The 26,635-nt window shown below is 46.8% G+C and carries 23 protein-coding genes and 1 other RNA gene; 16 read left to right on the top strand and 8 right to left on the bottom strand.

What is annotated here, in order from left to right; all coding sequences use genetic code 11:
• Nucleotides 1-1,509: 1,509 nt before the first annotated feature.
• From KGF70_RS11750 to recU, 5 genes are all read right to left on the bottom strand, one after another.
• Complete coding sequence (locus tag KGF70_RS11750) at nucleotides 1,510-3,147, bottom strand: iron ABC transporter permease (protein ID WP_216768131.1); 1,638 nt, start codon at nucleotides 3,145-3,147, stop codon at nucleotides 1,510-1,512.
• Nucleotides 3,147-4,160: an extracellular solute-binding protein gene (locus KGF70_RS11745; protein WP_216768132.1), complete on the bottom strand. Its 1,014-nt coding sequence runs from the start codon at nucleotides 4,158-4,160 to the stop codon at nucleotides 3,147-3,149. The genes KGF70_RS11750 and KGF70_RS11745 overlap by 1 nt, the downstream gene beginning before the upstream one ends.
• Before the next feature lie 11 nt (nucleotides 4,161-4,171).
• Entirely contained in the window at nucleotides 4,172-5,125 is a 954-nt protein-coding gene (locus KGF70_RS11740) for an ABC transporter ATP-binding protein (RefSeq protein WP_216768133.1), read from the bottom strand.
• 1,080 nt (nucleotides 5,126-6,205) lie between these two features.
• Nucleotides 6,206-8,512 carry a PBP1A family penicillin-binding protein gene (locus tag KGF70_RS11735; RefSeq protein WP_216768134.1) on the bottom strand — a complete coding sequence of 769 codons (2,307 nt, stop codon included), beginning with the start codon at nucleotides 8,510-8,512 and terminating at the stop codon, nucleotides 6,206-6,208.
• 11 nt (nucleotides 8,513-8,523) lie between these two features.
• Entirely contained in the window at nucleotides 8,524-9,147 is a 624-nt protein-coding gene (gene recU / locus KGF70_RS11730) for a Holliday junction resolvase RecU (protein ID WP_021336540.1), read from the bottom strand.
• A gap of 113 nt (nucleotides 9,148-9,260) precedes the next feature.
• On the opposite strand from recU, the gene KGF70_RS11725 reads away from it, so the two are divergent.
• The 4 genes from KGF70_RS11725 (at nucleotide 9,261) to KGF70_RS11710 (ending at nucleotide 11,947) form a co-directional block, all read left to right on the top strand.
• Nucleotides 9,261-9,830 (top strand): DUF1273 domain-containing protein, encoded by a 570-nt coding sequence (locus KGF70_RS11725; protein WP_003638750.1) that lies wholly within the window; start codon nucleotides 9,261-9,263, stop codon nucleotides 9,828-9,830.
• Between the two features lie 74 nt (nucleotides 9,831-9,904).
• Nucleotides 9,905-10,246, top strand: coding sequence for a cell division regulator GpsB (gene gpsB, locus KGF70_RS11720; protein ID WP_003638751.1), 342 nt, complete (start codon nucleotides 9,905-9,907; stop codon nucleotides 10,244-10,246).
• A 15-nt stretch (nucleotides 10,247-10,261) separates the two neighbouring features.
• An RNA gene (gene rnpB / locus KGF70_RS11715) (RNase P RNA component class B) lies at nucleotides 10,262-10,636 on the top strand.
• A gap of 168 nt (nucleotides 10,637-10,804) precedes the next feature.
• Entirely contained in the window at nucleotides 10,805-11,947 is a 1,143-nt protein-coding gene (locus tag KGF70_RS11710) for a class I SAM-dependent RNA methyltransferase (RefSeq protein ID WP_050338671.1), read from the top strand.
• Between the two features lie 183 nt (nucleotides 11,948-12,130).
• On the opposite strand, the gene KGF70_RS11705 is transcribed toward KGF70_RS11710, so the two are convergent.
• A complete protein-coding gene (locus tag KGF70_RS11705; protein ID WP_088769530.1) occupies nucleotides 12,131-12,883 on the bottom strand; it encodes an alpha/beta fold hydrolase in 753 nt (250 codons plus the stop codon).
• A gap of 188 nt (nucleotides 12,884-13,071) precedes the next feature.
• Here KGF70_RS11705 and KGF70_RS11700 point away from each other — a divergent pair, with 188 nt between their 5' ends.
• The 9 genes from KGF70_RS11700 (at nucleotide 13,072) to KGF70_RS11660 (ending at nucleotide 20,240) form a co-directional block, all read left to right on the top strand.
• Nucleotides 13,072-13,467, top strand: coding sequence for a nuclear transport factor 2 family protein (locus tag KGF70_RS11700; RefSeq protein ID WP_216768135.1), 396 nt, complete (start codon nucleotides 13,072-13,074; stop codon nucleotides 13,465-13,467).
• 71 nt (nucleotides 13,468-13,538) lie between these two features.
• Nucleotides 13,539-14,879 (top strand): glycosyltransferase, encoded by a 1,341-nt coding sequence (locus KGF70_RS11695; protein WP_216768136.1) that lies wholly within the window; start codon nucleotides 13,539-13,541, stop codon nucleotides 14,877-14,879.
• A 385-nt stretch (nucleotides 14,880-15,264) separates the two neighbouring features.
• Nucleotides 15,265-16,596: a GH25 family lysozyme gene (locus tag KGF70_RS11690; RefSeq protein WP_216768137.1), complete on the top strand. Its 1,332-nt coding sequence runs from the start codon at nucleotides 15,265-15,267 to the stop codon at nucleotides 16,594-16,596.
• A 387-nt stretch (nucleotides 16,597-16,983) separates the two neighbouring features.
• The gene (locus tag KGF70_RS11685; RefSeq protein ID WP_216768138.1) at nucleotides 16,984-17,736 is read left to right on the top strand and encodes a hypothetical protein; all 753 of its coding nucleotides are present in this window, start codon (nucleotides 16,984-16,986) and stop codon (nucleotides 17,734-17,736) included.
• The gene (locus KGF70_RS11680; protein ID WP_253954767.1) at nucleotides 17,736-18,410 is read left to right on the top strand and encodes an ATP-binding cassette domain-containing protein; all 675 of its coding nucleotides are present in this window, start codon (nucleotides 17,736-17,738) and stop codon (nucleotides 18,408-18,410) included. Before KGF70_RS11685 ends, KGF70_RS11680 begins: the two co-directional genes overlap by 1 nt.
• Nucleotides 18,411-18,520: 110 nt before the next feature.
• On the top strand, nucleotides 18,521-18,682 hold the full coding sequence (locus KGF70_RS17785) for an HU family DNA-binding protein (protein WP_082230237.1): 162 nt from the start codon (nucleotides 18,521-18,523) through the stop codon (nucleotides 18,680-18,682).
• Between the two features lie 211 nt (nucleotides 18,683-18,893).
• Entirely contained in the window at nucleotides 18,894-19,241 is a 348-nt protein-coding gene (locus KGF70_RS11670; protein ID WP_367889993.1) for a hypothetical protein, read from the top strand.
• A gap of 28 nt (nucleotides 19,242-19,269) precedes the next feature.
• Nucleotides 19,270-19,830, top strand: coding sequence for a helix-turn-helix domain-containing protein (locus tag KGF70_RS11665; RefSeq protein ID WP_065674714.1), 561 nt, complete (start codon nucleotides 19,270-19,272; stop codon nucleotides 19,828-19,830).
• On the top strand, nucleotides 19,830-20,240 hold the full coding sequence (locus KGF70_RS11660; protein WP_216768139.1) for a protein-export chaperone SecB: 411 nt from the start codon (nucleotides 19,830-19,832) through the stop codon (nucleotides 20,238-20,240). Before KGF70_RS11665 ends, KGF70_RS11660 begins: the two co-directional genes overlap by 1 nt.
• Before the next feature lie 578 nt (nucleotides 20,241-20,818).
• On the opposite strand, the gene KGF70_RS11655 is transcribed toward KGF70_RS11660, so the two are convergent.
• Nucleotides 20,819-21,901 carry a hypothetical protein gene (locus tag KGF70_RS11655; protein ID WP_216768140.1) on the bottom strand — a complete coding sequence of 361 codons (1,083 nt, stop codon included), beginning with the start codon at nucleotides 21,899-21,901 and terminating at the stop codon, nucleotides 20,819-20,821.
• 221 nt (nucleotides 21,902-22,122) lie between these two features.
• On the opposite strand from KGF70_RS11655, the gene KGF70_RS11650 reads away from it, so the two are divergent.
• Nucleotides 22,123-23,229, top strand: coding sequence for an FAD-binding oxidoreductase (locus KGF70_RS11650; protein ID WP_216768141.1), 1,107 nt, complete (start codon nucleotides 22,123-22,125; stop codon nucleotides 23,227-23,229).
• On the opposite strand, the gene KGF70_RS11645 is transcribed toward KGF70_RS11650, so the two are convergent.
• Nucleotides 23,226-23,612 (bottom strand): ribonuclease HI family protein, encoded by a 387-nt coding sequence (locus KGF70_RS11645; protein WP_216768142.1) that lies wholly within the window; start codon nucleotides 23,610-23,612, stop codon nucleotides 23,226-23,228. The genes KGF70_RS11650 and KGF70_RS11645 overlap by 4 nt on opposite strands.
• Nucleotides 23,613-23,646: 34 nt before the next feature.
• On the opposite strand from KGF70_RS11645, the gene KGF70_RS11640 reads away from it, so the two are divergent.
• Together KGF70_RS11640 and KGF70_RS11635 are read left to right on the top strand one after the other, a co-directional pair.
• Nucleotides 23,647-24,033, top strand: coding sequence for an EbsA family protein (locus tag KGF70_RS11640; protein ID WP_216768143.1), 387 nt, complete (start codon nucleotides 23,647-23,649; stop codon nucleotides 24,031-24,033).
• A 98-nt stretch (nucleotides 24,034-24,131) separates the two neighbouring features.
• The gene (locus tag KGF70_RS11635; RefSeq protein ID WP_065674716.1) at nucleotides 24,132-25,787 is read left to right on the top strand and encodes a formate--tetrahydrofolate ligase; all 1,656 of its coding nucleotides are present in this window, start codon (nucleotides 24,132-24,134) and stop codon (nucleotides 25,785-25,787) included.
• The last annotated feature ends 848 nt before the right edge of the window (nucleotides 25,788-26,635 follow it).

Below are 26,635 nucleotides of genomic sequence, written 5' to 3'. Positions count from 1 at the left end.
TAGTTTGATTTTATTGTTATTAGCTCTGTTTATGTTGATCACATTGTCCTTCATAATTAGTTTTTTATGCATGCTGAGCGTTTTTCGCTTAATGCTTGTTTGGGGCATGCTTATAAACTAGAAATTTAAGCCGCCTTTCACCATGTGATATATTGATATATATATACGCGTTGTGCTAGTTATTCTTTAGCCTTAAAGATGGTTAAATCATGACAATTTATAAGTTCAAGTGCTGCCAGCTGAGACCCGCCGGAAAAAGTACGACTTAGCGTAAACTTGCTGTTGTGGAGACGTCCTAGGCCGGCTTCCAGGCATTCTGGGCAATGGCCGGAACGTGGTGGACACAGATTTAAGCCGAAGCCCACGTCTTAAATACTGGTCTTTCACGTTGGCTGCAATATTGCCGAAACATGTTCGGGTCAGACAGGGACTTCCGGTTAGCTACGCCAGAACGCCAAGCGGAAGTTCGCCGCTTAACGCTCTAGCTAGGCTAATCCTCAGTCCCAACCCGTCTTAACCTCACACTCTGAAAATACTTGGCCTTGCCCAGAATACCTTCCAGCCTGGATAGTATTCGAATGGCGGACATGTGCGGACCCGACCTTTTGTATGATTAGTTGTTGGTTCCATTGTACACGGTCATCTTGATATTTAAGTGTCAGATAGTTTGCTAACAATCGCTAAACTTTCTTCCCCCTGTTTAATGCTTCGGACACACGGCTTCATTGAACTTGTCAGGACTTTTGCTAGTCGTCTGACATAACAAAGTCTTGAACTTTAAGCGGCGGCATTTTTATCGACTAATTTTGATAGTTGCCATTGAAATTCGTGGCATTGAGATGAGTAAATAATATTCAGGAAATCGTCTCAATAATTAAATGCTATAAGTCTTTATCGATACCAACTAAAAGTTTGCCTGAAGGACCAGTCATCTAATATTCAGTGGTCAATTGTACCCAGATAGGTGGCCGTTCATCTGCCATTCGAGCGGGTTCCCGACTGTAGGGGCCGGCTGACAATGCTCAAGGGCGAAATTCTTCTTGTCCGGGCGAATTTCCCGGGCTAGAAGAAGACTCGAATTTGAAATTGCGCAGTGGGTTTCTGCGTGAGTTCAAATCGATGTCCGCCCTGTTCCAGCGTTGTCAGCCAGCCCCGGAGGTCGGACTAAGACGCGCATCGGCTGACGAACAGGACACCAACTTATCATGATTTAACCATGAATCATGACAATTTAACTAGCACAATGCGTATATATATTGGGTTACATTATAATGTGACGAAGCTTAATAATCGAAAAGTAAAATAATGAGCCTTCAATTTACTAGTTTTCTGTAAATTGAAGGCTCATTATTTGTGCATACTAGTAAGCGGAAATTTCAGATGCGTCTGCAGCCCTGATGTTGTCAAAACAACTACCAAGCAGTTGCTTAATGTAAACTGTATTCTGATATCGCACAGGTACCATTAAAATCTCAGTTAGTGTGGTCAACAATTCGCAGCTATCTCCAACTACCAATCAACTTTCAGACGTCTGGCTGCGGTCGTGCCCAATAGCGTTAGTACGACTGTAATCACCGCCAGTGCCATGCCGGATGCCGCTTCACCTTGTTCAAACGATTGGTAAATGTAGGTGGAAACGGTTGTCATGCCGGATGGTAATAACAGTAGTGCGACGACGAGCTCACGACTCGTGGCAATGAAGGCCATGATCAAACTATTGGCCAGCGCTGGCCACAAAATTGGTAAGGCAATCTTACGGATGATCCGCGCAAAGTTAGGTTCAAAGACGCGTGCACTTTGGAGCAGGCTCCCATCAAACGTCTTTAATGCGGCGGTCAAATATTGCACCGTGGTTGACAGAAAGAGCGTGATATCAGCGATCACCAATATTGCGAGCGTCCCATATAGTTTCGTGAAAGCCAACCATTGTGAGAATAAAATCATCAGGCTGAGTGCCAAGACCACGTTTGGTATCGCCAGTGGCAGGGCGCCTAAAATCCGGTTGACCTGTCGTAACCAGTTGGGCAGACGGTTAGTGAGACTTCCAAGACTTAAATATAGCCCAATTAGGACGTTGAGACTGCTAATTAAGAGCGCGAGGCCCAGGGTCGTCAGCATCGCCTGAAAGGCCGGACTGTCAAAACGCAATAGTTCCAGATAATGCGCCAGGGTCAAATTACTTAGCTGCCAGCCAAGACTGCGCTGCTTGAACAACGACTGAGCCAGAATTGCGCTATAGGGCAGAATGATGGCGACACCGACCAAGAGCGCTGTATAGCAACTGGATAGGCCGATTAAGCCACGCCGAGCTGTGATGACAGGTTCTTGCCCGGTCAAAGTAACGCTGGGGCGTCGTGAGAGCCATTGCTGAACGATCCAGGCGGTCAGTGCTAGGCCGAGCAATATGGTTCCCGTCAAGACGCCATTCTGGAAGTCGAGTGGCCACTGGCTTAAATCCTTTTGAATCGTGGTCGTCAGGACTTCGAAATGAATGTTACGGCCAAACGTCGCCGGGGTGCCAAACTCAGCCAGAGTCTTGGTGAAGACTAGTAGCCAGACTGCTAGATATGGGACTGCCATCACGGGTAAGTTAATGCGGGTCAACTGACGCCATTTGGACACACCATGAACAGTAGCCGCCTCCATCCAACGCCGGTTATATTGACTGAACGCCGTCTGTAATCCCAGGTACGCGATGGGATAGAGATGCAGGCTCATAATCAAGACCATGCCAGCTGGAGAGAAGAGCCACTGGAAGTGCTGATGCCAAGTCGGACTCAATTGGGCTAACAGGCCGTGTGGTTGGAAAAAGTAGATCCAACCCATCGTGTTGATATATGGCGGTGTCATAAAGGGAACTAATAACAGGCCTTGTAACCAACGATATTGTGCGAGTGGTGTGCGGGTCATAATCAAGGCCAACGGGGTCGCAATCAACGTCGTTAGGACCATTGTACCGACACCTAAAAAGAGACTGTGCTGCAGACTCGTCTGGTTCTGGGACTGTATTAGTTGGTGCCATAAAGCCGCTGGTGCCTGTCCGAGTAGCGTTTGGCCTACCAAACCGATCAGCGGGCCAATAATTATGGCTGCTAAGATGAGCGAGCCACCAACTGAGAGACCAATCAGTCCTTGCCGTCGATTCATCAATTAAAGACCTGCTTGAAGCTGGCTAAGTTGTCGGTCAACGCCGTATTGGCACGTTGCCAGTTGACGCGATAGGTGTTGATCGGCTGGTTGTTCAATGGGTTCGTCAGCTTGGTCGTTGTCCCGGCAATCAGATGGTTTTGTTCGACTTGTTGTTGCACCTTAGCTGATAACAAGTAATCCACAAATTTCTTGGCGGCAGTCTGGTGGCGACTTGATTTTAAAATCATTGCTGGTCGCGGATTGACGAGCGTTCCGCTTTTAGGGTAGACGAAACCGATTCGTTCGCCTTTTTTGATGGCGGCGATGCTCATGTAATCAACGCCCCCGAAAACAGCGGCTTTTTGGCCAGTGACGACCGCATCGAGCACTTCCTTGTTCGCGCCACCCATTTCGGCCCCATTCTGTTTGAGAGCCTTCAGTAACCGATTACCATGTTGCATTTGGTAGGTGTTTATGAAATCCAGACTGGAACCAGACGTTTGGGGATCCGGAATGGTGACTTGATTGCGAAATTCAGGCTTGGTTAAATCGGACCAATTCGTCGGTGCTACTTTGACTTGTTGCTTATTGTAAGTGATACCGACTGCAGAAGCACTGTAACTAAAGAGTTGCTGGTGCTTGTCCTGAAAGGCTGGATTAAGCTGCTGGGCGCGTTTGGCATCATGGTAGGTCAATAGTTGACCGTTGCGTTGTAAGTCGACACCAGCGGCCATTGAGGCGAGAATCAGGACGTCCGCTTGGGGGTTCGCCTGTTCTGCCTTTACTTTACTCAAGATTTTACCGGTCGTTCCATCAAAACTTTTGACCTTGATCCCAGTCTGGTGTTCGAAACCTTTAATGATTTGATCGGACAACGGCTTGGGACCAGCGGCGTATACCGTCAAGGTTTGTTGCTCGGTTGCATTGCTAGCGGCATTTACGGCTTTGGAACGGTGGCTATTCGTGTAGATGGTTGCACCCAGCGTCAAGACACCTAAAGTGGACAGGGTGATGATTGCTAATTTAGACATTGTATCAGCTCCTAATAAGTAAGAATTGCAGACGAGTCGACGGTCATCGTAATCGTTGCGGGGGCGTACGGCAGGGCAGTTTTGAGGTGCCACTGATAGTCGGCCATCTGGACCAGCGTGTCATAGTGATCACCCATGAAGGTTGAAGTCAGAATTTGTCCTGGATAACATGGACCATCCGCGCCCTGTTCCACGAGATGCACGTGTTCCGGACGAACCGCAGTGTGATCGTCGATTTGATTCAACGGACCCATAAAGCGCGCGGCAAACTGGTTACGCGGATGCTGATACAAGTTGGCAGCAGTATCACTTTGGACGACTCGTCCGGCATGCAGCAGCACAATATTATCTGCGATCCGTAACGCTTCTTGGCGGTCATGAGTCACAAAAATGGCGGTCAAATGATGCGCCTTAACCAGCGCACTAATATCCTGTTGCAGTTGTAGCCGTAGTTGTGGGTCGAGTGTGCTCAGGGCTTCATCAAATAAAATTAAATCGGGTTGAGTAGCCAGTGCCCGGGCGAGCGCCACGCGTTGCTGCTGACCACCGGAGAGCTCCCGTGGATAGCGTTGGCCGTAATCAGCTAAGCTGACTTGCGCGAGCGCCCACTCGACGCGTTTTCGGCACTCAGCTTTAGACAAGTGGGTCTCAATCGCAAACGCGATGTTCTGATGGACCGTCATGTGTGGCCAGAGTGCGAAGTCCTGAAAAACCATCGCTAATTGGCGCTTAGCTGGTGGGCAGTTGAGCGACTGGTCAGCATCAAACATTGGTTGCTCATCGAACCAGATCTGACCACTGTCGGGCGTCGTTAAACCCGCAATGAGGTTTAACAGGGTGGACTTACCTGAACCGGATGGGCCAACCAGGGCAGTGATCTGCTGCGTCGGAATCGTCAAGTTGAGGTCCTCAATGACGGGTCCTTGGTAGCTTTTTGAAACGTGTTGTAATTTAATCGCGACCAAAATGGATAACTCCTCTAAATTGATAAAATTGGTTAAACGTATTGTGCTAGTTAATTTGTCATGTATCATGATTAGAGCATATTAGTGGATTCCTGTTCGTCTGCCAATGCGCGCGCCTAGTCCGACTTCCGGGGCCGGCTGACAACGCTGGAACAGGGCGGACATCGATTTGAACTCACGCAGAAACCCACTGCGCAATTTCAAATACGAGTCTTCTTCTAGCCCGGGAAGACCACCCGGACAAGAAGAATTTCGCCCTTGAGCATTGTCAGCCGGCCCCTACAGTCGGGAACCCGCTCGAATGGCGGATGAACGGCCACCTAACTTGGTGCAATTGACCACTGAATCTTAGGTGGCTGGTCATTCAAGCAAACTTTTGAATCTAAATTGATGATACCTATTTACCGGTAAAGTCGGTTGAAGATTACTGCTTAACCCACATTTACGATGAGACGATAAAATAGTCATTTGTAGTGAATCTAGGGCTTTAGCAGCTATGTCGACGAGAGAAAGTTTTGTCAATGTTCAGTGATGCGGACTAAAAATACGGATAGGCAACTTCGATGTTACTGAAAACTAGTCTGACCGTTAAGTATCAAAATGACTGTCTACTATGAACCAACGAACAGTTCATCGAAAGTTGGGGCCGCAAATGTCTGCCTTTCGAATACCATCCCGGCTGGAAGGTATTCTGGGCAAGGCCCAGTGGTGAAATTTCACTTAGCAAGCGTCTTGTGCTTGGTTAGTGAAAGACCAGTATTTAAGACGTGGGTTGTCGGCTTAAATCTGTGTCCACCACGTTCCGGCCATTGCCCAGAATGCCTGGAAGTCGGCGTAGGACGCATCTATCCATCAGTTTTACGCTAACTCGCTTTGTTTCCAGCGGTCCTAAGCTGGTAGCTTTAATACTAAATAATAACTAGCACGACGCGTTTGGTTAAGTCACTTTGTATTGTAGTGGTAAATGCTGGGTGATGCGTTGATTTTTGGTATCGTTTGTGTAAAGTTTGTGTGTAATTTAGGCAAAAAAAGATCACTGGTTAGATTCAACCAGTGATCAGATGGTGCGATTAAGAAGACTTATTGGCCTTCAGTGTTGGTGTCCGTTGTTGGTGTTTCAGTTGTAGCTTCCGAGCTAGCGGCAGAAGAGCTACTTGCTTCGGTAGAACTGCTCTCAGAACTTTCCTCAGATGACGAACTTTCAGCGCTGCTAGAAGAAGCAGACGATGATGATGAAGATTCTTCAGAGGAACTACTTTCACTGCTCTCAGAACTGCTACTGCTTGAAGCACTCGTCGCTGAGCTGCTGGTTACGGACGAACTGGAACTAGCTGAGCTAGAAGTGCCGGATGACGCTTCACTACTTGAGAAGAGGTGACCGACGACGTACAATTCTTCAATTCCATTACGTTTAGTGGTCCCGACCGTACTTGGTTTGGTCCAGTCAGAGTTTGGTGAGTATTGTTGCAAGTAACTCATCATCGCCCGATAGATTTGTTGTGAGATCTTCTCGTTGGAACTGTCCAAGTAACCGCCAGCTTCAGTGGCTTTGTCGTAACCAGTCCAAACGGCGACGGAATAATTCTTCGTATAACCAGCCATCCATGAATCGACGACGGCGTTAGAAGGAACTGAATTCTTGTATTTCGAATCGTAATCATCAGTCCCAGTCTTACCAGCTTGATAAACGCCGCTGATTTTGGCAGTCGTTGCAGTCCCAGTGGAACTATTGATGACACCTTTCAGCATGTCGGTAATCATATAAGCGGTCGACTTCTTCATCGCTCGTTTACCAGTACTCGTGTAGGACGTTGTCTTGCCGTCTGCGGTCGTGACTTTGCGGATATAGTATGGCTTGTGGTAGACACCACCATCTGCGAAGGCCGCATACGCGCCAGCCACTTGCAGGGTACTTACGCCCGCACCGATCGCGTTGGCGTAGTTGACCGTCTTCAAATCGATCCCAATCCCCTTAGCAAAGGTCTGTGCACGCGTCTTACCAACGGCTTGTAAGGTCCGAACAGCGGGGATGTTCCGTGATTGAACTAGGGCTTCCCGCATGGTCATATTGCCCAGGTAATTGTTGTCAAAGTCATGGACTGAGATATTAGTGCCAGGGTACTTATACTTAGTATCAGAAAGTGATTTATAAGTGGGCCAGTTCAAATATTCGATTGCTGGGCCATAGTCCAAGATTGGTTTCATCGTGGAAGCGTTCGAGCGATCGGTTTGGACCGCCCGGTTAGTCCCATAAACGACGTTCCCAATCTTTCGACCACCAATCATGGCAGAAATTTTACCCGTGTAGGAATCAACCACTGAGACCCCTAACTGGAACGTCTGCTTGCCATTGTTCGGGTAGGTGACGTATTTCGACGTATTGGCAATCTCGTAGAGGCGTTTTTGGGCGTCCATATCCAGGTTGGTATACACTTTTTCGCCATCGGTCAATTTATAACCTTTTTTGAGTAAGTCTTGACGGACTTGGTTCAAATAGGCGTCCAGAATCTTGTTGGTCTTACTGTGAGTCGTCAATCCGGATCGACCTGCACTAGATAGGCCGGTTTTAACGCTAACTTTCTTGGCAGCCGTTTCCTGAGACTTCGTGATGACCTTATTGTCGTACATCGCTTCGAGTACTAAGTTACGACGGCTCGTCGCATATGACGGGTAGGTCGTCGGATCATAATAGGTTGGCGACTGTGGCATCCCAGCGAGCAAGGCTAATTGACTCAAGCTCAAGTCTTTGAGTGACTTATTATAGTAATACTTCGCAGCGGTTCCCATCCCGTAGATTCCGTTGCCCATGTAAACCTTGTTGATGTAAAATTCCAGGATTTGCGATTTGCTGTAATGTTTTTCCAGGTTAAGTGCTAACCAAGCTTCTTGGGCCTTAACTTTCAGGTTCCGGTCGGACGTATCCGTCGAGAAGACGGCCAACTTAACCAGTTGCATGGTTAGGGTACTCCCACCTTGCATCCCCAGGGAACTGCCCTTGAGGTTACCAACTGCAGCCCCTAAGATTCGATAATAATCGACCCCGTGATGTTTATAGAAGCGGCGGTCTTCAATTGAGACGACGGCGTTTTTCAAAGTCGTCGGAATGTTACTAGACTTAACGTACTGAAGGTTGCTCGTGCCCAGGTTCGTGATGTAGTTGTCATCTTTACCGTAAATCTTAACGACACTGGTTCCTTTCAGGTCAGATTCAGTGATCGTTGGGGAAGTTTGTGCATAGTAGAAGAAGAGACACAGTCCCGCCAGTACCCCGACGACAAATAAGCCAACTAATGAGAGGAAAATTCGTCGAAACCAGTGTTTCTTGGGTGGTTGGGGTTGGCTCTTACGTCGCGCAACCCGTGAATTCTGTTCATTGTTACCTGCCATGATGTTCTCCTTTAATGAATTGATGAGGCCTCATCAATGATGTTATCAATCGCATCCAAGTATGGAATTCGTGGATTGATCTGATAATGTAGCTCCACGGCCAAGTGTTCAATATCCGTCAGTGGAATTGATTTGCGACCACCATCTCCTTGATGATCCCAATAAGTAAATAGGTCGCTGGCTGTCAGCAAAAATAGGCGTCCCAATGTAGCAAAGCGAATAATAACGAAGCAAATGCCGCTTTGTGACAAGCACTGACGCATGTGCTTGATTTGGTGCTCATGAAAGTTTTTAAGCGGAAAAGCCGTCTTACTCTTGGTCTCCTTGGCTTCAAAATCCAAATACCTGCCACGGTAAACGCCGTTGTAGTCAGTTGTCGAAGCTTGTTTGAAGTAGGCTTCGCGAATGACTGCTGCGCTCCGTTTTGGATAATCAACTTTAACGATTTGGATGGGCGTTGGCTTTTTATGAATAACTGCGATATCATTTTCAAGATAGTAGGTATTGCTATCGTTGATTTCTTGTTCTAAGCTCATCCCGCGATCGCCAAAATTAACATTGGCAAATTTGGAAGTTTTGGATTTGGTTGGGCCAGGTTGACGATAGACTTTACCGTTGGGATAGCGAATCGTCACATTAATCAACCTCCTAATAATGTTACATTTTACCATTAACTAATGGGGAATGTGAAATATCTGTGAGTTTTTAGCTGATTAAGCGTGAATTCTACCGCGAAAGGAGCCTTTTTATGAGTCGGTTATGGCTTAGTGGTTACCGGAGTTACGAGTTGAATGTCTTCGGTGATCAAGATGATAAATTGAAAGTTATTAAGTTTGCGTTAACTAATTACTTGAAGACCCAAATTGAAGATGGCATGGACTGGCTCATTACCGGTGGTCAATTGGGGATCGAACAGTGGGCGGCCGAGGTCGGGCTTGAACTAAAACAAACCTATCCGGAACTGAAAGTCGCGATGATGCTTCCATATGGAGAATTTGGTGGGCGCTGGAATGAAAATAATCAGGCCAAGTTGCAGACGTTACTGGCCCGCGTTGACTTTCACGCACCCGTCAGCAAGCAACCGTATGAAAATCCGCAACAATTAAAAAATTATCAAGAATTTATGGTGACCCACACCGATGCGGCCACCTTGGTGTATGACCCGGATAATCCCGGTAAGCCTTCCTACGACTACGATTTGATCAAGACCTTCAGCGAGAATCATCCGTATCCATTGACGCTGATCGACTTCGATTGGTTACAGGAAAGTGCCAACGAATATGCAGAAAAACAGAATAATGGTTTTAATTTTGAATAAAGTCTGCTACAATGTTTTAAGTAATGCGGATGCCTTATGGGTGTCGCGCGAATAACAATGAGGTGTTTTTAAATATGGCTAAACGTAATTTTACTCCCAAAGACATCCTTCAAAAAGAGTTTAAGCCAAAGATGCGGGGCTATGATCCCGCCGACGTGGACGGCTTCTTAGATAATGTCATTAAGGACTATGAGTCATTTACTAAAGATAACCAACAACTTTCAGATGAAAACGAACGGTTACGTGCCAAGGTTGACGAGCTGACTAAGCAAGTCGCTGTCGGTGCAACCAGTCCATCTTCACAACCAACGAGTACGGTGACGAACATGGACATTCTGAAACGGTTGTCTAACTTGGAACGCCACGTCTTTGGTGCCCAATTAGATAATAATCAAAACGAATCACACCGTCTATAATTGTGATTCGATGTAAATTCTGGGTAATCGCGGTCGGCTTATGTCGGCTGAGGAAGGTCCATGCTCGCACAAGCTGCGATGCTTGTAGTGTTCGTGCTCGGTGAAAAAATAAGCCGGGGTGCCGATTTATCGGTAACGGCGGGAAAAACGGCTAAGGTTTCGGCTATGCCCGAGTATCCCTGAAAAGTGCCACAGTGACGATACTCAGTTGGAAACGACTGAGTTGGAACGCGGTAAACCCCGCGAGCGGGCAACCCAAACTACGGTAGGGGCGCTTCACATATGGAATTGAACTGAATGTGGGGGGAGATTTGTAATCTCGAGATAGATGATTACCGCCTAGTTAACAGACCCTGTACTTTGACTAGGTACAAAACATGGCCTACAGGAATTTACATTTAGACAGGAGACTGGGACAAAAGTTCACTTTTGTCCCAGTTTTTTTAGCTATGAAGCAAGTCAACCAATAACTTATGCTAAACTAGATGGCGGGAAAACGGTTCGCTTTCGATTAGGAACCAACACTAGAGATATTAACAATTGCAGTAGGAGGAAATTATGCAAAAATTTAGATTAATCGCTACCGCGGCGAGTGGGATCGAAGCGCTCGTTGGTCGTGAATTACGAGACTTGGGTTATCAAGTGCAGACTGAAAACGGTCGGGTGCGGTTCAATGGAACGATCAAGGATATTTTACGGACGAACTTGTGGTTGCGGACTGCGGACCGGATCAAAATCATTGTCGGTGAATTTGACGCGACCACGTTCGACGAGTTATTCGAAAAGACGCTGGCTTTACCATGGGACCAGTTATTGCCGATGGATGCTGAATTTCCAGTTGAGGGTAAATCGCGTAATTCTAAGTTACACAGTGTGCCCGATGTGCAGTCGATCGTTAAGAAAGCCATCGTCAATCAATTATCAGAGACCTACCATCGTAGCGGCCACTTACCAGAGACTGGGGCGTTGTTCCCACTTGAAGTTGCCATTAATAAGGATCACGTTCTACTGACTTTAGATACGACCGGTTCAAGTCTGTTCAAACGGGGCTATCGGGTCGAAAAAGGGGGCGCACCACTTAAGGAAAACATGGCGGCTGCCTTAGTCATGTTGGCTAAGTGGTATCCAGACAATCCATTTGTCGACCCCGTCTGTGGTTCCGGAACGATTCCAATCGAAGCCGCCCTGCTCGCTCGCAACATTGCCCCGGGTTTCAACCGGGCCTTCGCTTGTGAGAAATGGGACTGGGTACCTAAAGGGTTGAGTCAGGAATTACGTGACGAAGCCGATAGCTTAGCGGATTATGATATGGAACTAGATATTAGCGGCTACGATATCGATGGCAAAATGATCGATATTGCCAAGCTGAACGCGCGTGAAGCTGGCCTGTTACACGACATTCACTTTAAACAATTAGCCGTGAAAGACTTCACCACCGATAAAGTTAATGGCGTCATCGTTGCCAACCCACCTTATGGGGAACGGTTGAGCGACCGTGACAGCGTCCGGATTCTTTATCGCCAAATGGGCCAAGTCTACGGTAAGCTTCCAAGTTGGAGCAAGTATATTTTAACGAGTGATCTAGAGTTTGAAGACTTCTACGGTCAAAAAGCCACTAAACGGCGCAAACTTTATAACGGGGCGTTACGAACCGATTACTTCCAGTACTGGGGGAAGCGGATTCGGCCAGCGCGTAACTAAATAGGAGCAAGAGACAGCCTCAATTTAGGTTGATGTTGTATTTAGGTTAGCATGAGAAATAAGCGTTCAATCGGAAAAAATTCGGTTGAACGCTTATTTTAGTCATCCAGGATAAACAACCGCACATGAGTTTAGTGGGACCCAAGGACACTAGCAGACACGTCGACGACTCAAATGGCGCGTCTAGTTCAAATAGTAATCAAAGAAATTGGCAATCTTATCCATTAACGGGATTTTAACCAAGTGTTTAGCTTGATACCCGGTAATAAACGCGACCTGCTCAGCATACGGTGCAGTATGAACGCGGTCAAAGAAGTCGCGGGACTGGGCGTAAGGAATTCGTTCGTCGTCCGTGCCGTGCCAGAAGAGAACTGGCCGGTGGTTGATTGTTTCCGGCTGCAGATTCAGATCGTAATGGTCTAGCCAGCTGGTTAGGAGGCCGAGGTCACTTGGAAAATAAATGTGGTGTTTGGTGGCGTGCTGACGAACCAGTTGTGCGTAAGCATTTAGATTAGGGGTGCCCATGATAATGGTGGCCGCTTTGATTTCTGGGTGGTGCGTTAGTAGGGCGCCGGTCGTCATCCCGCCCATCGAGTAGCCGCCGACGCCGATTTGATGGTTTAAAATCAGATGGGCTTGTTCATAGTGGGCAATGATGAGGTCGAACTCGGCGAGGTTGCCCTGAATGCTATTCCAGAAAGTAAACGAGGGAATGCGACTGACGGGTTGATGGCGATTGCCGTGATTCATCGCATCTGGGAGAACGACGCGTAATCGTTGATGCGCCAACTTGCGGGCTTGCGTTAGCACAAGCTCTTTATTAGACTGCCAGCCGTGATAAAAAACGACGAGTGGTAAGGGCTGCTGTTCATCCGCTGCTTCGACAACTTCCAAAACGGGGACGTCTTGCAACTGATAGCTTTTGATGTTGATCATGATTTTCGACTCACTTTATGATTAGAATTGTTATTAAATTAACTCTGCCAGAAATACCTGCAGAATACAACTGATAGGTTCGATGGCGCACGCTCAAGTGATTTTGGGGCCAGCAATGCTGTTATAATTGAGTTAATAATTGGACAAGTAGCTGCTAAAGACAAATCAGCAAGTGAGGGCAACATAAAATGAAACCAATCGATATTGCATCAACGCAAAGAAGGACAACCATTATTCAACACTATTTCAGCATGTGGCTGACCCGTGATTTTAGCAAACTCAAGCAGGTCATCGCCACGGATTGTTATTACCAAGAATGCTACGGACCAGCATATTGTTCGTTTGCCGAAATTCAGGCCTGGATTCAGCATCAACTTACCGTGCAACGAGTCATCGTCTGGCAAATTCAGCGGATTTGGACCGCGACGGATGGGACGATGTTTGTTCAGTGGCACTTTGAAGCGCAGACACAACGACTAACCGTCTTTGATGGTCTTTCGTCGATTCACTTTAATTCCGCTAACCAAATTGATGACTTACGAGAATATCAAACGACCACCCAACACACTTACCCTTATCATTAGATACAGCTGTCATTGGGATAGCGGTTGTGCCATAATGAAAGCGAAAACATTAATCTGTTGGGGGCATTAGGATGCAAGTTCAGGTTTCAGTGATCGTGGCGGTTTACAATGAAGCACGTTGGATTCGTCGATGTTTGACGTCATTGCGGCAACAAACGTTGGTGGGATTAGAAGTGATTGTCGTTGATGATGGCAGTACGGATGGCACCGCTGCTATTTGTGATCAGTACGCGCAGCAGTGGCCACAGACGTTTCGAGTTATTCATCAGTCCAATCGTGGACAAGGGCCTGCCCGAAATGCGGGAATTGCGGCTGCTCAGGGGCGTTATCTGGGGTTTGTCGACAGTGATGACTGGGTCGAATCAACGATGTACGCCACGTTACTGGCGACCGCGGAACGCAGTCAGGCCCAAATTGTGGTCTGTGACGTTCGCAAATTGTATGTGGCAACTAATCGCGAGACTAGTTTGCAGAGCTTACCGGCTGCCAACGACCACGTGGATATCGCCGCTTATCTCAAGTACGGGCTGAACAATGCCTATTCAGGCAATAAGCTGTATGCTCGTGATTGTTGGACAAATTTTTGCTATCAGCCAATGGTTTATGAGGATTTGGATATTTTACTAGACATGCTGAGTCGCTGTGAGCGCGTGGCGTATGTTCAACAACCCTTTTATAACTATTACAAACATGCCGGTTCGACGACCCTTGATTACACCAATCCACGTTTGTTCGATATTATGACCGCTTATCGGGATGCGGTTGCTCATGCAGCACCACGTTACGCGGATGCCGTGACGTATTGTGTCGCCAAACGAATTTTGATCAACCTGGCGACACCCGGTTTTATCGATTACTTGGCACCGTTTACCGAACTGATTCGTGGGCTAGCAACTGCCTTTAAGGCCAGTCCGTCTGTGATGAACGACCCCGCAATCAAGCGGATTTTATATTATACGACGCAGCCGACTTTGCCGCCATACTTGATTTGTACCGTCCAGAATTGGCTGGATCCGTGGCAAACCTATAGTCGTGGTTTAACTGTAATGATGCCCAAAACTGGTCAAACACCAGGACAGATAAAAGCACGTCCGGATGCTGTCAAACGTGATTATTGGCAATTACAAAGTTTGTTTGATCATGGTGGCTTACTAGTTTTGGGGCCTGTAACGTTGCAGCGGCCGTTTGGTCAGTTGCGGGCCGGTGAGGACGTGGTGGTTTATCGTGGTGAACGTTGCGTTGTCTTGGGTGCCCAACCGCAGTCACCATTAGTTTTTGAACTGTGTCAGCGGTTGTTGTCAGGGCCTCAATCGCTGTCGCAGTTACTCACGAGTATCAAAACGCAGCCGCAACAATGGGCGCTGGTGACGAACAATTTACGTCGGGTTGCGGTCACGCACTGGGTACACTGAATTTGAAATCCGATTGACAGAAATATGGTTAGGAGCCACGCGGCCGTCTCCTGGCCGTTTTGGCTAACCAACATATTCAAGTCAGATTTGACACTTTTACTAAACCAGTTGTTGGTGACTGATTCAGTGAAAATGTCAAATTTTTTTAGCGTGGCAAACAAGGTCCGCAAAAATGGTCAATCCCAGTTTCCAATCTACATATCTCACTGCAGTTTTGGCGCCCACCGAAAAAACTAAATCGCACTTTCCAGCATTAGTTCACAATGTAAACAAAACGTAAAATGAATGCAATCAGTTTGTGAACCTTTTTGCACATTTTATGGGTACGATAAGTAGTGCAGGGAAAGTGGTACATATTTAGTTTAAGGATGGGAAGGCGAAGATTTTGAAGAAGCACAAAAAATGGCAATTAATGTTGCTACTGTTAGGGAGTTTGATTGGTAGCGCTGGCGCGGTGAAGGCCAGCGCCGCGGTGCCAGATATTTCAGAATGGCAAGGAAAGCTGACGAGTACGGAAGTCAAGAGTCTGGCGAGTCAAGCGGACTTTGTCATCAACCGGGTGCAGTACGGGAGTAGTTACGAGGATTTGTATCATTCTTCTAACGAAAGTTTATACGTGAAGTATGGGATTCCATTTGGCTCATACGACTACGCCACGTTTACCAGCACTAGTACGGCCAAAGCAGAAGCCAAGAAGCTGTACAGCCGGTCGAACAAGAACACCAAGTTCTACGTTTTGGACTTTGAAACGGCGTCGATGAGTAGTTCGGCGGCCAATGCGGCGGTCAAGGCGTGGTATAACGAGATGCGGTCGTTAACCAGCAAAAAGCTGATTTTCTACTCATATCAATCATTTGCGACGACCTATGCTAATACGGCGCGGCAGAGTTTTGATGCCCAGTGGATTGCTAACTATTCCTCGAAACCGACGATTTCATTTTCACTCTGGCAGTATTCTAGTAGCTACTACTTATCCTCATTAGGGCAATACGTGGATAACAGTCTGTACGACAGTGCTTCAGTGACGACGTATCATCCGTTGAGCTGGTGGACGTCAAGTAGCTCGGCTTCCAGTTCGTCGACCTCGTATGCTTATAGTAGTTATACAAAGGGCCAACACGTCTACTTGAATAAGAGTTCGTCGACCTATTACGACGGGACGACGATTCCAAGCAGTGCCAAGCAGAAGTATTATAAAGTGACCGCCACGAAATCCGTCACGACCGGAAAGTCCAAACAATTGGTCTACCTGAGCGGCTTAAATAAGTGGGTTCGTTCGCAGGATGTGACGGGCTATTGGATCGGTCAACACCGGCTTTATAAGTTGCGTGAAAAGAGTACGTTGTTCAAAGACGTTAACTTGACGACCTCAACGGGTAAGACGCTGAAGAAGGGCGGTATTTACACCGGGACCCTGGTTAAGAGCGGCAACTTCTACCGGATCAAGACGAGCGGCGGTTACATTACGGCCAAAGTGTCGAAGTCTGATCATTGGTATTACGAATCACTACCATCAAGCAAGTGGCTCAAAGCCAAAGTGGGGCTGTACACGTATAACTCTTCTAACTTTGTAAAGTCTAATCGGCATGCTTACCATGCAGCCGGGGACAAAATCAAAGTCACGAAGATTTACAAACGGTCCGGTGGTTCGCGCTATTACAAGACCAATAAAGGCAATTATGTTTCAGCGAACCGCTCAAACGTGGTGACACAATAAAGGTAAATGCGAGTCGATTAATTAAATGATTCAAAGACCGATTGTGAGTTGATCAGGACATCCTGAAATTCGCAATCGGTCTTTTTTTGCGTGCTAGAATTTTGGTGACGTATGACCCGCAGCACGCTGTCTTGAAACGCATCGCGTGACCTTCCTGAGTTAATCGATACCTTTTTATCTCAAAGAGCAAGCCGGCTTTCGGCGGAGTCACTAAGCGTTTGAGACGTTATTCGGTTTATGAATTGAATATTAAGATTACATTAGTCTTTGCCAGCCATTATCTTCGCAAATTAACCGTACTTAATGTTTAGATTTGCGACGACTTGCACTTCACTTGATGATAAATATATAATAAATTAATGAGATAATTAAGAGGGAGTGATGGGAATGCGCAAATATGGGGTGCAGGTGGCTGTTTACACGCAGTACTTTATGAAGGTGCTGCGTGATATGCCGGGGGTGTTAGTTTATACGATTTGCCTACCACTCGTCTTTTTAGCACTGAATGTCGGTGATGCATTTTTCAAGCCACTGACGACAAGTGCGTATGTTGAACATATTATGCCGTATATCGGCTGGATGATTTTTTCCAACTGTTTGACCACCGCTAGCAACATTGCCAGTCTTCGGGAACAAGGCTACTTGAAGCAGTATCGAACACTGGTCGTCAGTCCGTCAGTGTTTATCGTCAGTCAGGCGCTGGTGAATGGCTTGCTGATGCTCAGCACGTTGTTCTTGATTGCAATTCTAAGCAGTATTGCCTTCAAGCTGGCTTTCTTGCCCTTGCTTGGTCAATTATGGTTGACACTGGTACTGGTCTATTTGCCGGTGACTTGCTATAGTCTGCCGTTGATTGCGTTAGCTTGGCGTCAACGGGCGATCAATACTGCCATCAACGCTGTGTCATTATTAGTCATTATTGGCTCATTTGCCATCAATGCCGTGCTCAACTTACACGTTAGCAATCCGCTACTTAATCTGATCAGTCCGATTTATCTGGTCAATAATGTGTTTGCGATGCTTACCGTCGGGCCGATTAGTCAGTTTATCGCGACTTATGGCGTTATTTTGGTCATCTTACTTGGCCTGGGCTGGTTTAGCTATCGACACTTGAAACTGTTGCCAACGGAGGGATTATAATGCGAGTTGAACATTTGAGTTACCAGTTTGACCAGCGCTCAGCACCATTCTTTGATGATTTGAGCTTTGAATTGAAAAGTCCGGGCGTTAATTTCTTGATTGGCCAAAATGGGGCTGGCAAAACGACGTTGGCGGATATTCTGACGGGATTACGACCGGCAACTGGAGCCTTGGCATTGCCGCAGCGTGCGATTTATTTGAACCAGCAATTACCCCTGTTGAGCTCAATTCGGGTGCGGGATGTAGCTCAACTCGTGCTCGGAATTGAGGATGGCCGACTTCAGGTGACGCTGACTGATTTTGAAACCTTAGTGGATTCAGCGACATATGAGTTTCTGGCACCACTTTGGGATCAACGATACGGACAATTGTCAGGTGGGCAACGCAAATTGGTCCAGTTGCTCCTATTTTTGCAAGTCGACCGTGAATTAGTCGTCTTGGATGAACCAACGGCGGCAGTTGACCGGCAAAATGTCCAACTATTATTTCAAGTGATGCAAGCCCATCCCGAACGCACGTATCTAATGATCACCCACGACATTCGGGATATGCAGGCATTTGATGATTACCAGGTGTTGTGGCTTGATCAGCGCCAGGTCAAAACGTTGTCGAAAGCCGCGTTTGAAAGTGCTGGTGGGCAGGAAGATTTCGTCAGCTTGTTTAAAGAAGCCTAACTGACAGACACGCGCGTTCAATGACTAAAAATAGCATGACCAAAAGAACGACATTAATTCGAAAAATGTCCGCTGATCGTGACTTTACAATCAACTAAGTTACAACCGTTGTGAACAAGACTTTGGAAAAGCTCGTAGCGCATGTTGCGAATGATGATTCAGCGGCGTTCGTCGGTTTTGTAACTTTCAAATCACCTGAGCATGCCACTAGAAAAGGGCACAATCCACAAACAGGAGAAGCGATTATTATTCCAGCCCGTAGCGTACCTTAATTTAAATTTGGGCAGACATTTAAGCAATGTATGCCCAAAAGTAATCATCCACTGTGATAAGCATTAACTACAATCAAATTTAAACAAGTTCGTTAAAGCCCCTTCTCAGTTTTCAACGTGAGAAGGGGCTTATTAGCATCAGAGCATATTTGTATTTTGTGAGATACATTTGTGTTAAAATAGTATCAATAAATTTAATCTGGATGTGCTAGTGTTGGCGAGCCGTGAAGAGATAAAGCGCGTAATTAAAGATATCCGTAATCGCCGAAACAAGTGGGTACTCAGTAGGCGTCCTAAAAATATGGCTACCTTGGCTAACTTAGCCATTCAAGAAACACTTGCCTTAGATATTATCTACAATAAAATTTCTTGGCAAGACTACATCTCCGGCCCAGAAACAGATGACCACCCAAGACCCATTCCAGGAGATATCTGGGTGTTCGGATTAATCATAGAAGATGTGGAATGTTACTTGAAGTTTCAAGATCGGCCAAATGGTGGCGTCGTTTGGATTTCTCTGCACGATGCAAAATATCCTATGAATTATCCATACAAGTAGTTTCAAACAGTTTAGGGGGCTAGGCATAATGGCACAAAGAAAGTTCTATAATCCTGAATTAGACACGACTGAACGCTATACTGAAGTTTGGAAGATTGAGCTAGTTCAGGTACGTGATGAAAGTAATCTGATGGTTAGAAATCATTACTGGAAAGATAGCGATGGCGAGTTATGGGTTGATTTTAATAATCCAATGGAAAATGTGACTCGTAGTTTTGCGGCATATCGGTCGAAAAAAGGTTATATGACACCAGAGGATATTAGGAAATTGCGTCATAATCTAGGACTGACAGTGAGACAATTTGCCAAACGTCTTGGGATTGCACCGTCATCCTTAACACAGATTGAAAACAACTTGCGTGTCCAGGTTAAGTATCAAGATAATTTGTTTAAGGCTGCAAAAACCTTCTATGAGGAGAATGGCCATCTTCCAGGAAATTGTTCATCAAACGAAGACGGTGTTATTGATAAGCAACTCAGCGGCCTTTTAGATAAGTCAGAATATCAACCTAGTATCAATTACGCAGAAGATCATCTTTACACTAATAATATTTATACAGATTTAGAAGTGATGGGAGTTGCAGTTTAATGGATGTGTTACAATTTAACGGATACAGAGTTGAAAATATGAGTTATCAGAGAAATGATCAGTATCGGCAAACAAGTAAACAGATCATCTTTAGCCCTGAAATTTCAAGCGATATTGAAAAGAACGGTAACAATATCAGTGTCAGCTTAACAGTGGTTGTTGGCACGCTGGATAAGACAGAGACGCCATTTCAGGCAACATGTTCGTTGGTGGGATCATTTGTTTATCATCCCGAGGAAGACAAAGCCAACATTGGTCTAAATACATTGGTTCAGAAAAATGCTGTTGCAATTTTGTATCCTTACATTCGTGCAATAATTTCTATGTTGACCAACAGCTCTAATGAGTTTCCGGGGTTTAATCTACCAACGATCAATGTCAGTGACGCTTTAGCTCAGCAAAACAATTAAAACATGCCAAGATTAGCGCTGTAAAATCGAAATGGTTTTACAACGCTTTTTAAATTACAGTGGGACACGCGTTGTGCTAGTTATTCTTTAGCCTTAAAGATGGTTAACTCATGACAAGTTGGTGTCCTGTTCGTCAGCCGATGGATGTCTTAGTCTGACTTCCGGGGCCGGCTGACAATTGCTGGAACTTAAGTCGACATGAACTGGCCCCAAAAAGTTAGACACCATTGCCTAGATGCCCTTACAGCGGTTATTGAAGTGGCTCATTGGATAACGCCCACTGATGATAAGTTCAGATTGCTTGGTAAAATAATGCCAACAAGGCACGATCACTCTGGAAACTTGAGCATGTTGCATACCATACTCCCATTCAACAGCACTAGCTAATATCCCATCCTGTACCAATTTCATATTTCTGCTCTATATCTCGTCCTTTTTTAGCCGTCCTATAAAAAATACTCCTACCAAGGCAGACAGGCTTTAATTATTTGCTTGTCTACCTTGGTAGGAGTATACCCATTCAAGACATTTGGTCTTGGATGTCGTTTTTGTTAGCGCAACGCCGAAGCACGTTCAAATTAACCGAAATAATAAATGTAGCCGATGATCAAGCCCCAGAAAACGAGCCATAGGATGCTGAAGGCAATTTTGAAATAGTACAAATGGAAGCGATAGCGGCGAAATTGGTCGCTACCGGCAACTTTGAATTTGAGGGCCTTGGTATCCAATAATTGCAAATAATCATAGAATCGGGGTAACCATGCGCCACCCGTGATCAATACAATCAGGAGTGCAACCAGTGCAAACGCTGCGGCCGGATAAACGACGCTGGTATCAACTGCGAAGCTCGGCGCTAAAATATTGGAATACGGTAACCACAAGGCATACAATCCCAACGCGTAACCAATAATCCGGCAAATCTGAACAATGACCAGATGCGCTTTAACATCCGGCTGTTGATTCAGTAACGCGCGGTTAGCTTGGTAGTGCACCGTCCCAAAACGAGCGCCATTTGAAATCAAGAAACGGTTCTGGTACAGGTAAGGCAATTGTGCCAGTAGCGCAACCAAGGCGACGACCGGGATTGCGATGACGACAACCATGATCAAGTATTCAATCGTCACTGCCGGCACGGTGCTGACGCGGTAGGCCCAGCTAATCATGCCGACTAAGAGGAAGCAATCTAGGGCCAAGACGCTCCAAATCTGAGTGCGACGATAACGTTCAAAAGTCGGCGTGTCGGCCAATTGCCAATTCTGATTCGGGTCGGTCTTGCGGCCAATCAGTTCATCATAAGCCTGTGATGGCCATACCAATGCCGGAACCAGTAACAAGATGACCCCAATTACAAGCGTCGCCATGCTGGCCACCACGCTGCGAATCGGGAATATCAGCAGCGGCAACTTGGTCATGATCAGGTAGCAACTGACCAAGAGGCTGATGACACCCAGACACCCGCACACTAGGAGCCCGTAGTATAAGCCTTTCAAACGGGGCACCTTGTTCGTGATCGACTGACGAACCTGATGTTGTAACGTCAACTGTTCACGTAGCGGCAACGGCTTAGCGGGCTGAATGACCGGATGCTGCAAACCGCGGTATACCAGCCAACCAGTGAGACCTAAGAGTAAAACTAAGAGAATCCAAATAATAACTAACATGGCAAAAGTCCTTTAAAACAATATAGTCGTGCTATTTTCAAGTGTAAAACGAAAATATGGTCAAAATGTGATTAAATTTTAAAACTTGATGCTTTTTTAAGGGTTGCGGGTTGTTACACCTGATCTAATGCCGTCAACAATGTCAACCAGCGAATCGATTCCCCGTAATAAAACGGAGTATGCTAAAATGAAAGCAGATTGGTTGTGGAGGCGTTGTACAAATGCAAAAACAAGTGACAATTATTGGCAGCGGCATCGTTGGCGCTGTGACCGCGTATTATTTAAGTAAGGATCCGAACTTGAGCGTCACGATTTATGATGAAGGGATTGGTCAAGCGACCAAGAACTCTGCCGGTATTATTTCACCGTGGCTCTCCAAGCGGCGTAATCAGCGCTGGTATCGACTGGCCAAAGCCGGTGCGGCACTGTATCCAGAAATCGTGACCGATACGCAGATGGGTTACTCAGTCTATCAGCAGGCGGGAACGATCGTCACGCGGGCTGATCCGGACGACTTACAAGCGTTGTACAAGTTAGCTTTGGAACGGCGGCAAAGCGCACCGCAGATGGGAACAATTGAAAAATTGAGCGCTGAAGCCGTTCAAGAACGAATTCCGTTGCTGACGGCCCCGCAACCGGGGGTGTTTGTCAGTGGTGGTGCCCGCGTTGACGGTGACAAGTTTGCCCATAACCTACTCAAGTATGCTGAAAAGCGCAACCTCATTCGTCATAAAGGTAAGGTTCGCCTGGGTGATCAGGGCCAGTTGTTGACGGTCAACGGGCAACAAAGCTACGATACGCTCATTTTAGCGGTCGGCGCATGGCTGAAGCCATTATTATTACCGATGAAAATTATTGCTGACGTGCGACCGCAAAAGGGGCAACTGATCGAGATGCAATTGCCGGAGACCTGGGCAGATGATGTTCCCGTCTTGATGCCGGAAGGTGAGCGCGACTTTATTCCATTTACTCGGAGTAAACTAGTCGTGGGTGCGACCCATGAAAATGACCAGGGTTATGACCTACAAGTTTCGTCGCTAGTCGAAGACGACTTATTCGCGAGTGGCTTAAAATTAGATGCAAACTTGTCCAAGGATCAAATCAGCCAAGTCAAGGTTGGGACGCGAGCTTATACGCGCGACTTCGCGCCGTTCTTTGGGCCATTACCAGACAACCCGCACATTCTTGTCGCTAGTGGACTAGGTTCTTCTGGTTTGACGACCGGACCGATGATTGGCAAGTTATTGGCTGATTACGTCCAGACTGGGGCGCACGATTGGGAGCAGTACCAATTACCGATTGAGACTTATTTAGAAGCGGCTGATTAGTGTTTCAGGTGCAATCCCTGCTGTGCGAGTTGATGGGCGCCGTGATTTTCACTTTCGGCGATCCATTGGGTGATGACTAGTTGGCATTGATCTTGTAAGTGCAGCAAAGTCGCGAGCTCGACGGCATAATGCTTGCTGTAACCCTTGGCGACACTGTCCGCAACGATTTGACTGTCGGTGTAGAAGAAGACACTGACTGCGGAACCATAAGAATCCAATAAAGTTTTGAAGCCAGCAATCGCCGCGAGAAATTCTGCGGTATGATTATCGCTGTTCGGCAAGACTTGTTTAAATTGGTGCTGCTGGCCCTGGTCGATGATCAGGATTCCAGCGGCACTTTGATGATTATCGGGCGCCGTGGCGGCATCCGTATATAATTGCATAAAACTCACTCCAATGTGAAAGGAATTGTAACTCTTGGATAACGATAAGCATACCTTTAAATACCAACCAATGCTAGCGTCAAGTGTGATCGTCTGGTCGTGGACCTTGCTCGTTTTGATGGCTGGCATTATTGTCTGGTTGGAACTACTGAAGTTCAAATGGTGGTTTTTACTGATTGCGGCGGTCTTTGTCGCGTTAGTGGCCGTCCAGATCAGTTTGCGCCGGGTGACCATTAATCACAATTTGATTATCTTCAGTACGGTTTTAAACCACTCGTGGTTAGTGATTCCACGCGACCAGCTGGAACTGATCGCACCGATTCGGGGCGGCTTAAAAGTTCAGATTGACGGCAACCAATATCATTTTTTGATGCGTAAAAAGGCCCGTAATGCCCTGATTGAGCTGGCCACTAGCCGTTAATAACGAACAATAAAAGTATTCATAATAAATAAAGTTCCTGTTTACCGGATTAATTGTTATAATTGAGTCGTAATAAAAAAACGAAGGGCGGAGAATTGATGAAAGACATTGAAATTGCGCAACAAGTCACACCAGAACCAATTACGAAAATCGCGGCGAAAGCTGGTCTGACAGTTGATCAAATTGATCCTTATGGCAGTACCAAGGCCAAGTTAAAGTTACCATTACCAGTGAAGGAAACCAAACGCAAGCTCATTTTGGTCACGTCAATCAATCCGACTCCGGCCGGCGAAGGTAAGTCGACCGTCACGATCGGTCTGGGTGATGCTTTGACCAAGATTGGTCAGTCGACCATGATTGCTTTACGGGAACCCTCACTGGGGCCGGTCATGGGCATGAAAGGTGGCGCCACGGGTGGTGGTTACTCCCAAGTGATCCCAATGGAGGACATCAACCTACATTTTACGGGAGATATGCACGCTTTGACCGCCGCAAACAATACCTTGGCAGCGTTAATCGACAATCATATCCAACAAGGCAACCAGCTCGGCATCGACCAGCGTCGGATTCAATGGAAACGCGCGCTGGATATTAACGACCGGGCGCTGCGTCACGTCGTTATTGGGCTAGGTGGGGCAACTTCCGGTGTGCCGCGTGAAGATGGCTTCGATATCACGGTCGCTAGCGAATTAATGGCGATCTTGTGCTTGTCTGAAAACATTGCGGATTTGAAGCGGCGTGTCAACCGCATCGTGATTGGCTATACGCATGACCGGCAACCCGTGACCGTCGCAGATTTACAAGTAGGTGGCGCGATCACACTCCTATTAAAGGATGCGTTGCGGCCCAACTTAGTGCAGACGTTGGCCCACACGCCAGCGCTCGTGCACGGCGGGCCATTTGCGAACATTGCCCACGGCTGTAATAGTGTGTTGGCGACCCAGGCTGGGCTGAATTTAGCCGACTACACCGTCACCGAAGCAGGATTCGGCGCCGATTTGGGTGGTCAAAAGTTCATGGATATCAATGTTCCGGCCGTTGGACAAGCCCCGAACGCCGTCGTGATCGTCGCGACGATTCGCGCGCTTAAAATGCACGGTGGCGTAGCTTTGAAGGATTTAGAGACTGAAAACGTTGGAGCCCTACAAGCTGGTGCTGCTAACTTAGGGCATCATATCAAGGCCATGCAACGCTATGGTGTCCCGGTCGTCGTTGCCATCAATGAATTTACGGCTGATACCGATGCTGAAATTCAAGCAGTCAAAGCTTACTGTGCCGATTTGGGTGTTCAAGCGGTCTTAGCCGATGTCTGGGGCAAGGGCGGCGATGGTGCGACTGAGCTTGCTCAGGCCGTTGTCGACTTGTGCGACCAGCCGAGTGACTTCAAGCCGTTATCACCGGCGGATGCTGATTTGGAAACCAAGATTGAAGCCATCGTCACGAAGACGTATGGTGGCGCCAAGGTATCTTACTCTGCTAAGGCCAAACGGCAATTGAAGACCTTTGCCAAGCAGGGTTGGGACCACTTACCGGTCTGCATGGCGAAGACCCAATATTCGCTGAGTGATAATCCTAAACTGCTCGGTGCGCCGACTGGCTTTACGATCAATGTACGTGAATTCGTGCCAAAGTTAGGTGCCGGCTTCATCGTTGCCTTAACGGGTAACGTCTTAACGATGCCAGGCTTGCCAAAGCATCCGGCAGCCCTGGATATGGATATCACGGATGATGGTAAAATCTCCGGGTTGTTCTAAAGTCGTGCAGTTGCACGATCATCCTTTAATTTTAAATTGAGTTAAGCGTTGCTGACGGTCGTCATGGACCGGCGGCAACGCTTTTTTTGATATGAGCAGTTGAACTTCGCCACTCAGCCGTCCACTGCTGAAACTGGCGGCGCGCTGTGCTAGTTATAGCATTAAAGATGATTAAATTATGCCATTTTCTAAGTTTAAGAGCCACCAGCTGAGACCCGCTGGAAAAAGTGCGAGTTACCGTAAACTTGCTGTGGTGGATGCTTCCTAGTCCGGCTTCCAGGCATTTCTGACAACGCTGGAACGCGATGGACACAGATTTAAGCCGAAAACCCGCGTCTTAAATACTGGTCTTCCACTAACCAAGCACACAACGCTTGCTAAGTGGAATTTCATCGCTGAGCATTGTCAGAAACACCTTCCAGCCGGGATGCTATTCGAAAGGCAGACATGTGCGGGCTAACATTTTGTTGGATTTGTCGTTGGTTACTTGGTACACAGTCACTTTGATATTCAACTGTCAGACTAGTCTTTAATGATAACTAAAGTTCCTTACTTATACTGTCAGACAAGCGACCCCACTGAACTTGTCAGAATCTTCTTTAGTCGTCTGGGATAAACAAGTCTCCAATTATAAGCGAAGGTAATTTTATCGACTAAATTCAAGACTAGTTACCATTGGAATTTGTGGCATTGAGATGAGTGAGCAATATCTAGATAATCCTCTCAGTACTCAAATGGCATAGAACATGATTGACACCGATTGAAAGTTTGCCTGAAGGGCCGGTCTCCTAATATTCAATGGTCAATTGCACCAAGATAGGTGGCCGTTCATCTGCCATTCGAGCGGC

The organism is Lactiplantibacillus sp. 7.2.4, from assembly GCF_018991185.1.
Lineage (GTDB): Bacteria > Bacillota > Bacilli > Lactobacillales > Lactobacillaceae > Lactiplantibacillus > Lactiplantibacillus pentosus.
Note: the sequence above shows the minus strand (reverse complement) of the source record. Positions and strands in the feature narration are given on the sequence as shown.

Excerpts from the sequence above, each read along its gene's own strand:
- KGF70_RS11700 (WP_216768135.1), top strand. The coding sequence starts at position 13,072 with ATGAAACCAATCGATATTGCATCAACGCAAAGAAGGACAACCATTATT.
- KGF70_RS11655 (WP_216768140.1), bottom strand. The coding sequence starts at position 21,901 with ATGTTAGTTATTATTTGGATTCTCTTAGTTTTACTCTTAGGTCTCACT.
- KGF70_RS11635 (WP_065674716.1), top strand. The coding sequence starts at position 24,132 with ATGAAAGACATTGAAATTGCGCAACAAGTCACACCAGAACCAATTACG.
- KGF70_RS11650 (WP_216768141.1), top strand. The coding sequence starts at position 22,123 with ATGCAAAAACAAGTGACAATTATTGGCAGCGGCATCGTTGGCGCTGTG.
- KGF70_RS11735 (WP_216768134.1), bottom strand. The coding sequence starts at position 8,512 with ATGGCAGGTAACAATGAACAGAATTCACGGGTTGCGCGACGTAAGAGC.
- KGF70_RS11665 (WP_065674714.1), top strand. The coding sequence starts at position 19,270 with ATGGCACAAAGAAAGTTCTATAATCCTGAATTAGACACGACTGAACGC.
- KGF70_RS11685 (WP_216768138.1), top strand. The coding sequence starts at position 16,984 with ATGCGCAAATATGGGGTGCAGGTGGCTGTTTACACGCAGTACTTTATG.
- KGF70_RS11750 (WP_216768131.1), bottom strand. The coding sequence starts at position 3,147 with ATGAATCGACGGCAAGGACTGATTGGTCTCTCAGTTGGTGGCTCGCTC.
- KGF70_RS11710 (WP_050338671.1), top strand. The coding sequence starts at position 10,805 with ATGCAAAAATTTAGATTAATCGCTACCGCGGCGAGTGGGATCGAAGCG.
- KGF70_RS11695 (WP_216768136.1), top strand. The coding sequence starts at position 13,539 with ATGCAAGTTCAGGTTTCAGTGATCGTGGCGGTTTACAATGAAGCACGT.
- KGF70_RS11645 (WP_216768142.1), bottom strand. The coding sequence starts at position 23,612 with ATGCAATTATATACGGATGCCGCCACGGCGCCCGATAATCATCAAAGT.
- KGF70_RS11745 (WP_216768132.1), bottom strand. The coding sequence starts at position 4,160 with ATGTCTAAATTAGCAATCATCACCCTGTCCACTTTAGGTGTCTTGACG.
- KGF70_RS11725 (WP_003638750.1), top strand. The coding sequence starts at position 9,261 with ATGAGTCGGTTATGGCTTAGTGGTTACCGGAGTTACGAGTTGAATGTC.
- KGF70_RS11660 (WP_216768139.1), top strand. The coding sequence starts at position 19,830 with ATGGATGTGTTACAATTTAACGGATACAGAGTTGAAAATATGAGTTAT.
- KGF70_RS11705 (WP_088769530.1), bottom strand. The coding sequence starts at position 12,883 with ATGATCAACATCAAAAGCTATCAGTTGCAAGACGTCCCCGTTTTGGAA.
- gpsB (WP_003638751.1), top strand. The coding sequence starts at position 9,905 with ATGGCTAAACGTAATTTTACTCCCAAAGACATCCTTCAAAAAGAGTTT.
- KGF70_RS11680 (WP_253954767.1), top strand. The coding sequence starts at position 17,736 with ATGCGAGTTGAACATTTGAGTTACCAGTTTGACCAGCGCTCAGCACCA.